The following is a 13,475-nucleotide window of genomic DNA, read 5'->3' on the forward strand; positions in this document are numbered from 1 at the left end:
TATGTATTGCTAAGGTTAATACATGCTCCTGTTGTTAGGGAGGCAGCACCTACTTCTATTGAGCCTTGCGAAAAACTTTCGAAAACAGTTTGTAGTTTGTCTTCTGGGATTCCTATTCCAGTATCAACTATTTCAAAATAAACAGTTGCTTCTTCATCTTTTAATGAATGTAGTTTTACAATTACATTCACACGCCCATTTTCAGTAAATTTTAAAGCATTATTAATCAGGTTCATTATTATTTGTGACAATTTGGTTGGATCTCCAATTAAATTGTTGGGAATACTTTCGTCAATGTCTAGATTAAAGTAATTTCTATTGGCTGTAGCCAATTCTTTTAAAGAGCTTTGTATGTTTATTAGTAATTCTTTTAGATTAAAACTTATAGATTCTATTTCAAGTTTATTAGAGTCAATTTTATTAATTTCAAGGATTTCATTCGATGAATGTAGTTAAATAATTTCCTGAAAATTTTAATGATTCTAGGTATTTTTTTTGGGATTTTTTAGGGTTATCTTCTATTAGTAAATGAGTGATTCCGTTAATTGCATTAAGAGGAGTTCGTAGTTCATGACTAACAGTCGATAAAAATTCAGATTCGCTTTCGAAGCTTTTTCGGCTTTGTTCTTTGCAACGATCAATTCATTGTTTTTTTCTCTTAAAAGAATGTTGTTCTGATTTCGAATAATGTTGTTTTTATAAAGCGATAAACTTAAAAGCGATAAAATAGAGATTAATGCAATAGCAAGAATGCTTATTAGTTTAGAATATTTGTATGTTTTCTTATCTTCAAGATCTTTTTTTTCTTTTTGAAGTGCATTGTTTATAACCTCTTTATCTTTAAATTTTTTAAAATCATCAAAATCTAGTTTTGAGTTTTTTAATTTGTAAATATAGTTTTTTAATTGATAATGCTCATCTAGATAAGCATAAGCTCTATCATAGTCTTGATGTGTTTTGTAAAATTGACTAAGTGCTAATAAAATAATTGATTTTTGGTTAAGGTCATTGCTTTTTGAAGTAAGCTCTAGTGCTTTATCAAGATAATATATGGCAGTTTTATTCCTTATTTAGCTGTTTTTCTATAAGGCCAAGCTGATAATATGCATCAGTTTTTGTTCTTAACATAGATTTGCTGTCTGGCTTCGCAATTATTTTTTTAAAAGTAGCGATAGCCAAGTCGTATTCGTTATTGGCTTTTAAAGCTATTCCTTTTTGAAGACTGAGTGCTTGAGTCGAGTCTACAATATTCAATTGTTTGAATACAGATTCTGATTTTTTAAAATAAGCTTGAGCAAGGTGGTGATTCCCTTTTTCGGTATTTGTTATTCCAATATAATGGAGAGCGAGTGCTTTAGTAATTGTAGAAGGCTTATTCTTAAGTAAGGTAAGGCTTTTATTGAAGTTGGTTAAAGCTTCGTTGTATTTTTTTTGATTATAGTAAATTTTTCCAAGCTTAAAAGTTTGATTGGCTTGGCTTTCCGTTTTATGATTAGCTTCACAAAAAACGATTGATTTTTCGGTAAAAAGAAGTGCTTGGCTGTATTTATTAGACTTAAGACTTGAATTGGCCAATTCGTCATAATACACGGCGCTATCTGTATTCCGGATGAGTTGGGAATACAAAAATGAACTGAAAAAACTGATTATAATAAAAAGATATTTCATGTGTTGTAATACTTTTTATAATTAGTTTATTTTTTTTTTGTCAGCAATATTAAATCGATTAATCTAGATGAATAGCCAATTTCATTGTCGTACCAGCCTACAACTTTAACCATTTTGTCGATTACAGAAGTAAGTTGCGCATCAAATAAACAGGAATTGTCGATTTCCAATAATATCAACAGATACAATAGGATCCTCAGTATAATCCAAAATTCCTTTTAAACTAGTTTTAGCAGCATTTTAAATGCTTCATTAATTTCTTCAATAAACGGCACGTTTTACATTAAATGTAATGTCGGTTAATGAACCATCTGGAACAGGAACGCGAATACCGCAACCGCCAATTTTATTTTGCAATTTGGGAAAAATCTTTGTTAATGCTTTAGCTGCACCCGTTGTTGTAGGAACAATTGATTGGCTTGCACCTCTAGCTCTGCGCAAATCTTTATGGGGTTGATCGTGCAGACTCTGATCTGTTGTGTATGAGTGTATCGTAGTAATGTAGGCCTGCTCGATACCACAAAGATCGTCGATTATTTTTATCATTGGAGCAGCATTATTTGTTGTGCAGCTCGCATTTGATATTATTGTTTCAGTTCCATCTAATATTTCTTCGTTTACACCTAAAACAACTGTTTTAATAGTGTCTACTTCAGAAGGAGCAGATAGAATTACTTTTTTAGCTCCGGCAATAATATGCGCATTAATTTCTTCATACGTTTTATATTTTCCAGTTGACTCTATTACATAATCTATGTCACATTCTTTCCAATTTAAGTTTGAAATGTTTTTTTCGTGGAAAAACAAAAAATGTCTTTCGTTAACGATTATTCCATTTTCATCACTACTCACTACATATGGTAATACACCATGAATACTATCGTATTTAATTAGGTGCGCCATAGTTTTAGTGTCGGCAATATCATTTATAGCAACAACTTCAATTTCGGGATGGTTTAAAAGTAATCTAAATAAGTTTCGACCAATTCTTCCGAAACCGTTAATAGCAATTCGTGTTTTTTTATTCATTAAAATAAAATATTCAACATTTAGTAACTAAAGAATATGTTTTTGCGCTTTGTAAGATGAACGTACTAATGGACCGCTTTCGACATGGCGAAAGCCTAATTCAAGTCCAAATTTTTCATATTTAGCGAATTGATCTGGGGTGATGAATTCTTTTACAGGTAAATGCTTTTTACTTGGTTGTAAATATTGTCCAATTGTTACTACATCTACATTTGCATTACGCAAATCGGTCATAGTTTGAAATACTTCTTCTTCGGTTTCTCCTAGTCCAAGCATGATTCCAGACTTGGTTCTATTGATTCCTTTTTCTTTTAAATAACGTAATACTTCCAGACTACGATCATATTTGGCTTGTATACGTACTTCACGAGTTAATCGACGAACGGTTTCTACGTTATGAGAAACAACTTCAGGATTAGCTTCTAAATTCGGTCAATGTTTCTTTCTATTCCTTGAAAATCAGGAAAGTGTTTTCAAATGTCGTATTAGGATTCATAACGTCGTATCGCTTTGACAGTTTCAATCCAAATAATCGAACCACCATCTTTTAAATCATCTCTATCAACGCTTGTTATAACAGCGTGCTTGATATTCATGATTTTAATAGAGCGTGCTACTTTTTCAGGTTCATCCCAATCAACAGTTTCAGGTCTTCCAGTTTTTACACCACAAAAACCACAAGAACGTGTACAAACGTTACCTAAAATCATAAAAGTAGCAGTTCCTTCTTCCCAGCATTCACCCATATTTGGGCAACTACCAGAAGTACAAATTGTATTTAAACTATATTTATCTACCAAACCACGTAGTTCGGTATATTTTTGTCCAATTGGGAGTTTTACCTTCAACCATTTTGGTTTTCCAACAGGTAAATTATTATCTATAACGCTTTCCATATTCAATATTCAAAGTACAAAGATAAGCAATGTTGTTTATTTGTAGATTTGTTTATGCTTTAATTTATAAAATGATAGCAAAAAGGATGTTTAATTTTGTTTTATGGATTATTAGTAAAAGAAAATTCATATCATTTCTCTGAAATTAATTGGTTTCTCATTAGATGAGTATTTTAAAGATGTATTATATTTGTTATGGAAATTAACATTAAAAAGATGAAAAGAAAATCTATAGCATTAATTGTATTGCTTACAACTTTTGGATTTACAAAAGTTAATGCACAAATAAATTTAGGAGAAAAAGCTTTAGGAGCTGTTCAAAAAGGAGTTGCAGGATTTACATTTAGCGATGCTGATGCAGCAGCATTATCAAAAGCAGCAGTTACAGAAATGGATGCCAAAAATCAAATCGCACCTGCTACGGATGGGTATGCAATACGATTAAATAGATTGTTTGGAAAACATACTGCAGGTAATGGATATACTTTAAATTATAAAGTTTATATGCTTAAGGAAGTAAATGCTTTTGCAACTGCAGATGGTAGCGTTCGTGTGTATTCAGGTCTAATGGATATTATGGATGATAATGAGTTGCTTGCAGTTATTGGACATGAGATTGGTCACGTAGCGAATCATGATTCAAGAGATGGAATGAAAGCGCTTTATAAGAAAGAAGCTTTAATTGATGCAGTATCTTCACAGTCAGGAAAAATTGCAGCGCTTACTGAAACTCAATTAGGGAAAATTGGAAGTGCTATGATTGATAGTAAACATAGTAGAACACAAGAATCAGAAGCAGATTCGTTCTCATATGATTTCTTGAAAAAGAATGGTTATAATGTTAATGCTGAAGAATCTGCATTTAGAATTCTCGCAAAGATGAGCGAAGGTGCCGAAGGATCTTTCTTGGATAAAATGATGAGTTCTCATCCAGATCCTAAACAAAGAGCTGATGATGCTAAAAAAAGGGCTGAAAAAGATGGGTTGTACAAGCCGTATGTGCAACAAAAAATAGTGAATACAGTAGCTGCAAAGAAAACGACAGCAAAAAAGCCAGTTAAAAAAACTACTAAGAAATAATTAAATTTACTTTTAGATTTAGTAATAAAAAAAGCAAAACCTAGGTTCTGCTTTTTTGTTTTATTTTAAAACGTGATGTGCTAATACTTTTTGAACTTCATAAACATTTACTGACTTGTTAAATTGTTTTATGATACTCGGATGTAATTCGCTGGAAACCCAAATTTTTAATTCGGCATCAAGATCAAAAGTTCCTGCTGTTTCAACACTAAATCGTGTGATGCTTTTGTATGAAATCGATTTGTATTCAGTCTTGCTCCCAGTTAGTCCTTGTTTGTCAACCAGAATTAATCGTTTGGTAGTAAAGATAAAAGTATCACGAATAAGCTTAAAGCCTAATTCAATTTCTTCATTATCGGTTAAAAGTAAACCGTATTTTTTGATTAATTCGTCTTGGCTTACTGTACCTGCATTACCAAGTATTGCTGAAAATATTCCCATAATTTATTGTTTGTTTTGAGGATTCAAAAAAGTGATTTTAATCAGTAAAGATACATCTTTTTATAAAAGGCATGCTTGGGATTATTAGGCAAGAATTATTTTTTTAAAACAAAAAAAACATAAAAAAAGCAGAAAATCTAGATTCTGCTTTTTAATTTTATATTTACTCTGTTTTTATTGTAATTGGCAGGTTGTATGCCGTACGAACAGGTTTTGAATCGACTTATTTCCTGGGCTCCATTTGGTTCTTAAAGATTTTAAGACTCTAACAGCTTCTTTTCCTAATCCATAACCAGGGTCATTTTTTACAACAATATCAGTCATGCTTCCGTCTCTTTCGATTACAAATGAAACATAATACGAATTGCTCTTTCACTGTCTAATTCTGGGCGATTAAAATTGTTTCCTACGTATGTATAGAACTTGTTTATTCCTCCTGGAAATTCTGGTAGTTTGTCAAGAGAACCAGTAGGCATAGGTTCAGTAATAATTGGTGCTGTTGCAACCTCTGGTCCGCCGCCGCCGCTTACAATAGCATTTTTTAATGTTCCATTACTTTCCCCTGTTGTTGCTGGTACCGCCACAACATTCTCAGTAACAGTTGCTATTTCTTGCGTAGCTTTGCTTGCTTCTACTATCGTAGGGTTTACAAGTTGGCTTTTTTCAATAGCAGTTTCAATAGGTTGAGATTTTACAGCAGGCATTTCTGCGGATTTCTCATTAATGTGAACCTCACTTACTTGTACAGTTGTCGGCAAACTTTCGGGGATAGTAGGTAAGACATCGACTGTGCTCAGTTTAGTAATAAACATTGAGGCGCATACAATCGCCGTGGTAAAAAACAATCCCATTAAAAGAGCTTTAATTGAGTTTTTTGAACTTTCATGGCGTAACTGGTAAGCGCCATACTCTTTGTTTCTGTTTTCGAATACAAGGTCAATCCATTTGTTTTCGTAGATGCTTGATGTTGACATAATTCACGGTTTTTTAAGGTTAGGTAGTGGTTAAATCATAAGCAAAAAATTGTTTTACCTGATAACGTTAATAATAAGAACTTTGGTATGCGGGATTGTTGTTTATTTAGGGATAAATGTGTAGATATTTTATTCTTTGACTAAAGATAGTAAATTATCTTTTGTTTTTGATTACTTCTGCTAATAATTTTTTAGCGCGAAGTAATTTTATTTTTACATTGCTTAACGGCTCATTTATTTTGAGTGCAATTTCCTGATAGCTCATTTCTTGAAAATAACGTAGTTGAATTACTTCTTGATAATGCGGCTTTAATTCTTTTATGCAATGTAACAATCGGGATAAATTTTGTTCCGTAATTAATTCATCCTCTACCGACGGAGTAGTGTCGGCAATATTGTAAGCTTGTTGGTTTCCTGATCGGTAATTTCAATAAAGAGATTGGCTCTTTTTTTACGTAATAAATCAATGTGTACATTCTTTGCAATTGCAATAAGCCAAGTATTGAATTGAAATTCAGGATTGTATGTTTTTATTTTGTCGAAAAGCTTTGGAAAAGGTTTCGATAGTGATATCTTCGGCAATAGTTTCATTTTCAGTGCGTTTAAGCATGAAGCTGTAAACTTCATTCCAATAATGGTCCAACAAAAAAGTGAAGGCGATTTGGTCTCCATTTTTTGCTTTCTCTATTTTAGAATTTATTTCCAATGTACTGGTTTTGAAAAAATATTAGTTATAAAGATATTAATTTGAGTGAATATAAGCACAATTTCTACAATAGGAAACCAAAATTTTAAATCATTTTCTTTTAATTTTCCAGCAGAAAACCCTACAACTAGCCATGCAGCGATGTAGCGTACTAAGAATAAGCTTAAAACAATAATCCATTGAAACTGGAAAGACAATAGGATAATGGATAATATAAAGAATAGCAATTGAGAACAGTAAAAAGTTCCTAATTGTATTTTGTCAAAAAATTTATAGTAATTGGCGGTTGCTACATGTCTTCTTTTTTGAATAAACCAGTCTTTATATTTTTCTTTTGGTTTAGAATATGTAAAGCTCTCTGGAGAATAAGCTATAGTTGTATTGTTACTATTGGCAGCTTGATTGATAAACAAATCATCATCACCTGAGCGAACTTGAATATGATTTATAAAACCATTTACATTAAAAAACTCTTCTTTTTTGTATGCTAAATTGCGCCCAACTCCCATGTAAGGATAGCCTACTTTTGCCCATGAGAAATACTGGATTGCTGTTAGTAAAGTTTCAAAACGAATAATTTTATTTAAGAATGATTTCTCAATTCTGTCATAAGCACCATATCCTAAGACTATGGTTTTGTTCATTGTAAATTGAGAACTCATGGCTGTAATCCAATTTTTAGATGTAGGATAACAGTCAGCATCTGTAAATAATAAGTATTCTTTTTTTGCAGCTTTTATTCCTAATGTCAAAGCGTATTTTTTATTTCCCCAAAAGGCTTCGTTGTTTTTTACTTTAACTAGGCGAATAAGGTTTGGATATTGACTTTCGAAAAGCTCAAAAATTTCTAATGTTTCGTCACTTGAAGCATCATCTATTAGAACAATTTCGAAATCTGGGTAATCTTGTTCAATTAATAAAGGAATGTATTTGATTGCATTTTCAGCTTCGTTTTTTGCGCAGACAATAACTGAAATAGGAATTCTCTTTGTAGTGATATTCTGTGTTTTAGCAAATGAAAATTTACTAAATACACCCAAATAATAAGAAAGCTGTACTACAACGATAGCAATAAAAAAGTATAAAATAATTGTAAGCATCTGATTTTAATGTCTTTTGATTTTGAATCTTGCGAGTGCAAATGTAATTATCAATTCTCGATTTTCAACCTTTAAATTGTAATTACTTTCTGTATTTTGACATTTCTTTTGCAACCGCAATAGACTGAGGGTTTTCTGTTTTTTCTAAGGCTGTGATTATGTTTTTATAGTTTACATCGTCTCGGTTTTGGGACATTTTTTTAGTTGCCTGAATTTCATCTATTTCAATTTCAAAAGCAATTATTCCATGTGCTTGTCGCATGGTTTTTTCAGATAAGTCTTCTATGGAACTGGTCTTTCAGAGTTGGCTTCGTATTTATCTACTAATTTTTTTAACGATTCAATTGCTGCTTCGTGGTCTAAAATTTTTACCCGACCATATATGTGTACAGCACTATAATTCCAAGTTGGTACATTTTCATGATCATACCATGATGAGGAGATGTAGCTATGTGCTCCGGAAAAAACAGCTAAGATTTGATCATTTTGAACGAATCCTTCACCTTGTGGGTTCAATTTAGAAATATGGCCACATAATACTTCTTTTCCATTTGTTCTTGTTTCTATTTCTATCGGAATATGTGTTGCCCATAACTTTCCATTTGTCTGATTGATCAGTATTCCGAAACTATTTTCTTTAAGAAAAGATCTAATTGCGTCAGGGTCTTCGTTTTTGAAAATACTTGGTGTGTGCATTTTATATTTTTTTAATTTAAATCACATTAACTTCTGCTTCTATATTTATCCCAAATTTTTCAAATACTGTTTTCTGAATGTCTTTTGAGACTGCTAGTATTTCTTGTCCAGTTGCATTCCCGTAATTAACGAGTACTAAAGCTTGGTTTTTATGAATCCCAGCATCACCAAAACGTTTTCCTTTAAACCCCAGCTTGTTCGATAAGCCAGCCTGCAGGAACTTTTACTTCAGTTTTAGAAACATCATAGTATTTCATTTCTGGAAATTTTTGATGGATCTTTTCGAAATCGGATTTTAATAGTATAGGGTTTTTAAAGAAACTACCGCTGTTTCCTAATTCTTTTGGATCTGGTAATTTGCTTTGTCTTATTGCAATTACCGCATTGCTAACATCTTTTAAACTTGGGTTTGTAATGTTATTTTTTGCTAACTCGGCAGTAATATCTCCATAAGAGGTATTAATTTTATGATTGCGCTTTGTTAGTCTGTAAGTTACCGATGTTATTATGTATTGGTCTTTTACTTCATTTTTAAAAATGCTTTCTCGGTATCCGAAATTGCATTCAGCATGGGTAAAAGTTTTTATTTCCTGAGTTTCGATATTCATTGCATCGCATGAAATAAACGTATCTTTTATTTCGGTTCCATAAGCACCAATGTTTTGAACAGGAGTGGTTCCTACGTTACCAGGAATAAGCGACATGTTTTCTAGTCCTCCAAAATCTTGTTTGATTGTCCAGAGTACAAAATCGTGCCAAGTCTCCCCAGCCTGACTTTCGACCCAAACGTAATCATCATTTTCGTCAACTATTTTTTTTCCTTTTAAATCAATGTGAATAACCAGGGCATCGATATCTTTGGTTAAAAGCATATTGCTTCCGCCTCCTAAAATAAATTTTGGCTGATTTTTGTTTTCTTCAAGTACTTTTTTCAATTCATCAATTGAATGTACAGCAATAAATTGTTTTGCTTTGGCTTCAATGCCAAATGTATTATGATTTTTTAAAGAAAATTGAGATAGAATTTCCATAAATGCGAAACTTTTTTGTAGAATTAATCGAGAGTTCAAAAGTAAGGATTTTAATCTATCTTGAGTTGCCTTTGGGATAAATATAGAATTGAATTTTTTGACAAATTACTACGAGCTTGTTAATGAAATCAGATTCTTAGGTGTTTTGAAGATTTATTAGTTCATGATATTTATCCGCAATAATTTTCATGTTAGTAGAGTAGTTTGCATTTTCTTCAACAAATTTTCTATTCTGAATAATTGCTTGATTCCGTGATTGTGTATTTTCATATGACCAAATAAGAGCTTCTGCAAGTTTTGTGTGGTCATCAATCGGAATTAGTTGACCATTAACACAATTTTGAATCCAGCTTTGATTTCCGGGAATATCTGATACAACGGGATAGCAATTGCATGCCATTGCTTCAAATAACGAGGCCGATACACCTTCGGTACTTGGCATGCTAATATAAAAATTGGCTTGTTGTAATAATTGTGGTAATGTAGTATTTGCTATTCGACCCGTAAAGATTACTTTATTCTGAATATTTAAATCTATTGCTAGATTTTTAAGGTATTCTAATCGGGTTCCATTGCCAACGATTGTTAAGCTGAAATCAATGTTTTGTTTATCTAAAATAGAAAAAGCTTTTAGGATGCAATCATGTCTGTATTCGGGTTGCAAGGATCGGGTAACAATGGCATCAATTCGATTTGATTTGTTTTCTGATGCTTCAAAAAGAGATAAATCGATTCCTTTTGGTATGACTAAAACCTTATTCATATCAACACCAATTGCTTTCATCGAGATTGTCATTACAGGACCCCAAGCGTGTATTAAATGTGCTTTTTTAAATGCGTGTTTCTGAATGATTTTTTTAATGGGTAATAATATTGAATCTTCAGGCCATAAATCGGTTCGGCCTTGTTGTGCAATTACAATAGTATTGACGCGAGATATTGCGGCAAGAAATCCATAACTGGTCGTTCTTTCGGCAATAATCATGTCTGGTTTTTCTAATCGGATTATTTTTTTAATTGCAAATGGAGCAAAAGCGTATTCGACTATTCGTTTGAGACGGCTTAATTTGGTGTTATTTGACGTTTTGAGTTCCCAAGTACAAATTTCAAAATCACCGAATTCTTTTAAGCCTTTCATCCATGTAATGGCATCGGCTCGATAGGATTCGCCAAGAAAAAGTATTTTTCTTTTTTTCATTCAGTGATTTGTCTTTTTCTGCCGCAGTTAATAAGTTTTTTAATCTGTAGCAAAAAAATGTATTTTATTTTTAAAACTCGTCAGTTGTTAATGCACGATTGATGAATTCATTTAATGGTTTTAGTGCAATAAGTTTCTGACTCATTTTGGCAACAAAATCTTTTTGAGTTACTTCTTTGATGTCGTATTTTTGCGTAGCAGTAAAACTTTTTAATTTTAAAAAATCAATTGCAGGATGCTCTTTTTCGTATCCGCGCGGTGGATTTTTAAGCGAATTGGTTTCGGTTACGTCTAAGTTTCCGAATTCTTTGTTGAAATTTTTATCAACTATAATTGCTTCTAAGTCATCGTGAAAGAAAGCGATTTCTTTGCGTACTTTTTTTAGGTCTTCGGCTTCTGGAGAGTAAAAGCCACCAGCTATGAAACTAGCTCCTTTTTCGATGTGGACATAATAACCAGCTCGGTTTTGTCCTTTTACTCCAGTAGAGAGCCAAACGCCTAGATGAGCCTTGTATGGTGATTTGTCTTTTGAGAAACGAATATCTCGGTTAATTCTGAATGTGCAATTTTTTACTTCTAATAGCTCCAATGAAGCGTCCATGGGTTTCATGGCGTCTAGAAAATCAGCAACTAGTTGATGGTAATCTTTCTTGAAGATTTCATAACGTTTTTTGTTTTCCAGAAACCAATCTCTGTTATTGTTGACTTTTAAATCATCTAAAAATTGTAAACTTTCTTTGGTAAGCATATTTTTAGTTTTATTATAGTTGCTTTTTTAATTCGTCTTCACTGATAAAGCCTGTGTTTTTCCATTTTACTTCTTTGTTCTCATATAATAGTAGAGTAGGAAGCTGGTCGATTTTCATGTCTTTTACCAAGGTTTTATTTTGGTCAACATCTATACGAATAATAACTACTTTATCGGCTAATTCTTTTTGCATCTTAGTAAGGTACGGAGTCATTTGCTTGCAAGGGCCACACCATTCTGCATAAAAATCAATCAAGACCTTTTTATCTGTGTTTAATAAAGCGGCATAGTCTTGACTTGTCATTCCTATTGTTTTAGTATTTGGATTTGAATTTGAACGCCCTTCAGCGTTCCATTTCATAATTCCGCCATCAAGTTCATATATGTTTGTAAAGCCTAATTCTTGTAGCTTTTGAGATGCTTTTTTACTTCTTCCGCCACTTAAGCAATATACAAAAACTGGTTTAGATTTATCAAAGCTTGCTGCTTTTGTAGCAAAGTCTTTGTCGTTCCAGTTTACATTTACTGCACTCTCAATATGTTCTGATGCAAATTCCTCAGGAGTTCTTACGTCTAAAATTTGAGGATTTTGGGTAGTGCTTAATTTTTCTGAGAAAGCAGTTGGTTCAATAACTTGGATGCTCTTAGAGGATTGCCCGTTGCAGGATACAAGTACGAATGCAATTATAATGAGGAGTGTTTGTGGGAATTTCATAATCTTTAAATTTAAATGTCTAGGCTAATTTAAGTGTTTTTTTTAATTTAGGAAGCTACACAAAATTATAAATTGAATATTTTATAGCTTTGATGTGTTGATTTTACAATAACTTCTGTTCGATCTGGATGTGTATCTGAGATAAAAAGTTGTCCAAAGTATTGTTGTTGACCATTTCGATAATTTTAGCTACTCGACTTTCGTCTAATTTATCAAAAACATCATCAAAAAGTAAAATTGGCTTTACACCACTTTGTTTTTTTAGGAATTCGAATTGTGCCAATTTTAGAGCAATTAAAAATGATTTTTGCTGCCCTTGTGATCCGAATTTTTTAATTGGGTGATTGTCGATTTCAAATGATAAATCGTCTTTATGAATTCCGACACTCGTATAATGTAAGGCGCGGTCTTTATTTATGTTTTCTTGTAATAGAGTGAGCAGGTCTTTTTCGAACAAATGACTTTCGTAGACTAATTGAACTGTTTCTTCAGAACCTGTTATTGCATGATGATGCGCATTGAAAATTGGAATAAAAGTCTTCTATGAATTGTTTTCTCTTTTCAAAAATAGATTTTCCGTAGCTGTCCAATTGCTCATTATATATAGATAAGGTAACGTTGTCAAAAACATGATTTAATGCAAAGTATTTAAGCAATGCATTGCGCTGACTAATTACTTTTTGATATTGGATAAGCTGTTGCAGATAATGTGGGTCTAATTGTGAAATCACAGTATCCATAAATTTACGGCGCGTTTCGCTTCCTTCAACTATTAAATCTCTGTCGGCTGGCGAAATTATTACTAAAGGAATAAAACCGATATGGTCGGAAAATTTATCATAGGCTTTGCCGTTTCTTTTTAGGATTTTTTTTTGCCCTTTTTTTAAACTGCAGACGATTTGTTCGTTACGTTCATTTTTTTCTATCTCGGCATCTATAACAAAAAACTCTTCTCCATGCTTGATATTCTGCACTGCCAAAGGGTTAAAGTAGCTTTTTCCGTAGGCTAGATGATAAATAGCATCGAGTACATTAGTTTTTCCAATACCGTTTTTTCCAACGAAACAATTTATCTTTTTGTCAAATTCGAAATTGGCTTCAGAGAAATTTTTATAGTTGAATAAAGAAATTTTTTTTAAATACATTTTTAATCAATGGTAATGATAAAATTTTAAAAATAAGAGAGCTTACAA

The 13,475-nt window shown here is 32.2% G+C and carries 14 protein-coding genes and 4 pseudogenes; 1 reads left to right on the plus strand and 17 read right to left on the minus strand.

The window, feature by feature from the left end:
- The 5 genes and pseudogenes from AC1RYN_RS08115 to lipA all read right to left on the minus strand — a co-directional run.
- Window positions 1–332, minus strand: a 332-nt coding sequence (locus tag AC1RYN_RS08115; protein WP_481806563.1) for an ATP-binding protein, incomplete at its 3' end; no start/stop codon positions are given.
- Window positions 333–435: 103 nt separating this feature from the next.
- The gene (locus AC1RYN_RS08120; protein WP_481806583.1) at window positions 436–642 is read right to left on the minus strand and encodes a sensor histidine kinase; all 207 of its coding nucleotides are present in this window, start codon (window positions 640–642) and stop codon (window positions 436–438) included.
- 417 nt (window positions 643–1,059) lie between these two features.
- Window positions 1,060–1,590 (minus strand): tetratricopeptide repeat protein, encoded by a 531-nt coding sequence (locus AC1RYN_RS08125; protein ID WP_481806564.1) that lies wholly within the window; start codon window positions 1,588–1,590, stop codon window positions 1,060–1,062.
- A gap of 104 nt (window positions 1,591–1,694) precedes the next feature.
- Window positions 1,695–2,697 (minus strand): annotated as a pseudogene (gene gap, locus AC1RYN_RS08130) (type I glyceraldehyde-3-phosphate dehydrogenase).
- Window positions 2,698–2,724: 27 nt separating this feature from the next.
- Window positions 2,725–3,593, minus strand: a pseudogene (lipA, locus tag AC1RYN_RS08135) (lipoyl synthase).
- A 216-nt stretch (window positions 3,594–3,809) separates the two neighbouring features.
- Here lipA and AC1RYN_RS08140 point away from each other — a divergent pair.
- Window positions 3,810–4,673 carry a M48 family metalloprotease gene (locus AC1RYN_RS08140; protein ID WP_481806565.1) on the plus strand — a complete coding sequence of 288 codons (864 nt, stop codon included), beginning with the start codon at window positions 3,810–3,812 and terminating at the stop codon, window positions 4,671–4,673.
- 60 nt (window positions 4,674–4,733) lie between these two features.
- On the opposite strand, the gene AC1RYN_RS08145 is transcribed toward AC1RYN_RS08140, so the two are convergent.
- The 12 genes and pseudogenes from AC1RYN_RS08145 to recF form a co-directional block, all read right to left on the minus strand.
- The gene (locus tag AC1RYN_RS08145) at window positions 4,734–5,114 is read right to left on the minus strand and encodes a PH domain-containing protein (RefSeq protein ID WP_039112370.1); all 381 of its coding nucleotides are present in this window, start codon (window positions 5,112–5,114) and stop codon (window positions 4,734–4,736) included.
- A 341-nt stretch (window positions 5,115–5,455) separates the two neighbouring features.
- Window positions 5,456–6,088 carry an energy transducer TonB gene (locus tag AC1RYN_RS08150; RefSeq protein ID WP_481806566.1) on the minus strand — a complete coding sequence of 211 codons (633 nt, stop codon included), beginning with the start codon at window positions 6,086–6,088 and terminating at the stop codon, window positions 5,456–5,458.
- A 154-nt stretch (window positions 6,089–6,242) separates the two neighbouring features.
- Window positions 6,243–6,794: pseudogene (locus AC1RYN_RS08155) on the minus strand (RNA polymerase sigma factor).
- Window positions 6,785–7,894: a glycosyltransferase gene (locus AC1RYN_RS08160; protein WP_481806567.1), complete on the minus strand. Its 1,110-nt coding sequence runs from the start codon at window positions 7,892–7,894 to the stop codon at window positions 6,785–6,787. Before AC1RYN_RS08160 ends, AC1RYN_RS08155 begins: the two are co-directional and overlap by 10 nt.
- An 82-nt stretch (window positions 7,895–7,976) precedes the next feature.
- Window positions 7,977–8,156 carry a hypothetical protein gene (locus AC1RYN_RS08165; protein ID WP_481806568.1) on the minus strand — a complete coding sequence of 60 codons (180 nt, stop codon included), beginning with the start codon at window positions 8,154–8,156 and terminating at the stop codon, window positions 7,977–7,979.
- A gap of 20 nt (window positions 8,157–8,176) precedes the next feature.
- On the minus strand, window positions 8,177–8,590 hold the full coding sequence (locus tag AC1RYN_RS08170; RefSeq protein WP_481806569.1) for an FMN-binding negative transcriptional regulator: 414 nt from the start codon (window positions 8,588–8,590) through the stop codon (window positions 8,177–8,179).
- Between the two features lie 16 nt (window positions 8,591–8,606).
- Window positions 8,607–9,621 (minus strand): annotated as a pseudogene (gene murB, locus AC1RYN_RS08175) (UDP-N-acetylmuramate dehydrogenase).
- Window positions 9,622–9,757: 136 nt separating this feature from the next.
- Window positions 9,758–10,819, minus strand: a complete 1,062-nt coding sequence (locus AC1RYN_RS08180; RefSeq protein ID WP_481806570.1) for a glycosyltransferase — start codon at window positions 10,817–10,819, stop codon at window positions 9,758–9,760.
- Between the two features lie 70 nt (window positions 10,820–10,889).
- Window positions 10,890–11,567: a DUF2461 domain-containing protein gene (locus AC1RYN_RS08185; RefSeq protein ID WP_481806571.1), complete on the minus strand. Its 678-nt coding sequence runs from the start codon at window positions 11,565–11,567 to the stop codon at window positions 10,890–10,892.
- Between the two features lie 13 nt (window positions 11,568–11,580).
- Window positions 11,581–12,282 (minus strand): thioredoxin domain-containing protein, encoded by a 702-nt coding sequence (locus tag AC1RYN_RS08190; RefSeq protein ID WP_481806572.1) that lies wholly within the window; start codon window positions 12,280–12,282, stop codon window positions 11,581–11,583.
- A gap of 103 nt (window positions 12,283–12,385) precedes the next feature.
- A complete protein-coding gene (locus AC1RYN_RS08195) occupies window positions 12,386–12,739 on the minus strand; it encodes a hypothetical protein (protein ID WP_481806573.1) in 354 nt (117 codons plus the stop codon).
- 31 nt (window positions 12,740–12,770) lie between these two features.
- Window positions 12,771–13,427, minus strand: coding sequence for a DNA replication/repair protein RecF (recF, locus tag AC1RYN_RS08200; protein ID WP_481806574.1), 657 nt, complete (start codon window positions 13,425–13,427; stop codon window positions 12,771–12,773).
- Window positions 13,428–13,475 lie beyond the last annotated feature (48 nt).

This window comes from Flavobacterium sp. TC780, assembly GCF_056783245.1.

Excerpts from the sequence above, each read along its gene's own strand:
- AC1RYN_RS08140 (WP_481806565.1), top strand. The coding sequence starts at position 3,810 with ATGAAAAGAAAATCTATAGCATTAATTGTATTGCTTACAACTTTTGGA.
- AC1RYN_RS08145 (WP_039112370.1), bottom strand. The coding sequence starts at position 5,114 with ATGGGAATATTTTCAGCAATACTTGGTAATGCAGGTACAGTAAGCCAA.
- AC1RYN_RS08150 (WP_481806566.1), bottom strand. The coding sequence starts at position 6,088 with ATGTCAACATCAAGCATCTACGAAAACAAATGGATTGACCTTGTATTC.
- AC1RYN_RS08160 (WP_481806567.1), bottom strand. The coding sequence starts at position 7,894 with ATGCTTACAATTATTTTATACTTTTTTATTGCTATCGTTGTAGTACAG.
- AC1RYN_RS08165 (WP_481806568.1), bottom strand. The coding sequence starts at position 8,156 with ATGCGACAAGCACATGGAATAATTGCTTTTGAAATTGAAATAGATGAA.
- AC1RYN_RS08170 (WP_481806569.1), bottom strand. The coding sequence starts at position 8,590 with ATGCACACACCAAGTATTTTCAAAAACGAAGACCCTGACGCAATTAGA.
- AC1RYN_RS08180 (WP_481806570.1), bottom strand. The coding sequence starts at position 10,819 with ATGAAAAAAAGAAAAATACTTTTTCTTGGCGAATCCTATCGAGCCGAT.
- AC1RYN_RS08185 (WP_481806571.1), bottom strand. The coding sequence starts at position 11,567 with ATGCTTACCAAAGAAAGTTTACAATTTTTAGATGATTTAAAAGTCAAC.
- AC1RYN_RS08190 (WP_481806572.1), bottom strand. The coding sequence starts at position 12,282 with ATGAAATTCCCACAAACACTCCTCATTATAATTGCATTCGTACTTGTA.
- recF (WP_481806574.1), bottom strand. The coding sequence starts at position 13,427 with ATGTATTTAAAAAAAATTTCTTTATTCAACTATAAAAATTTCTCTGAA.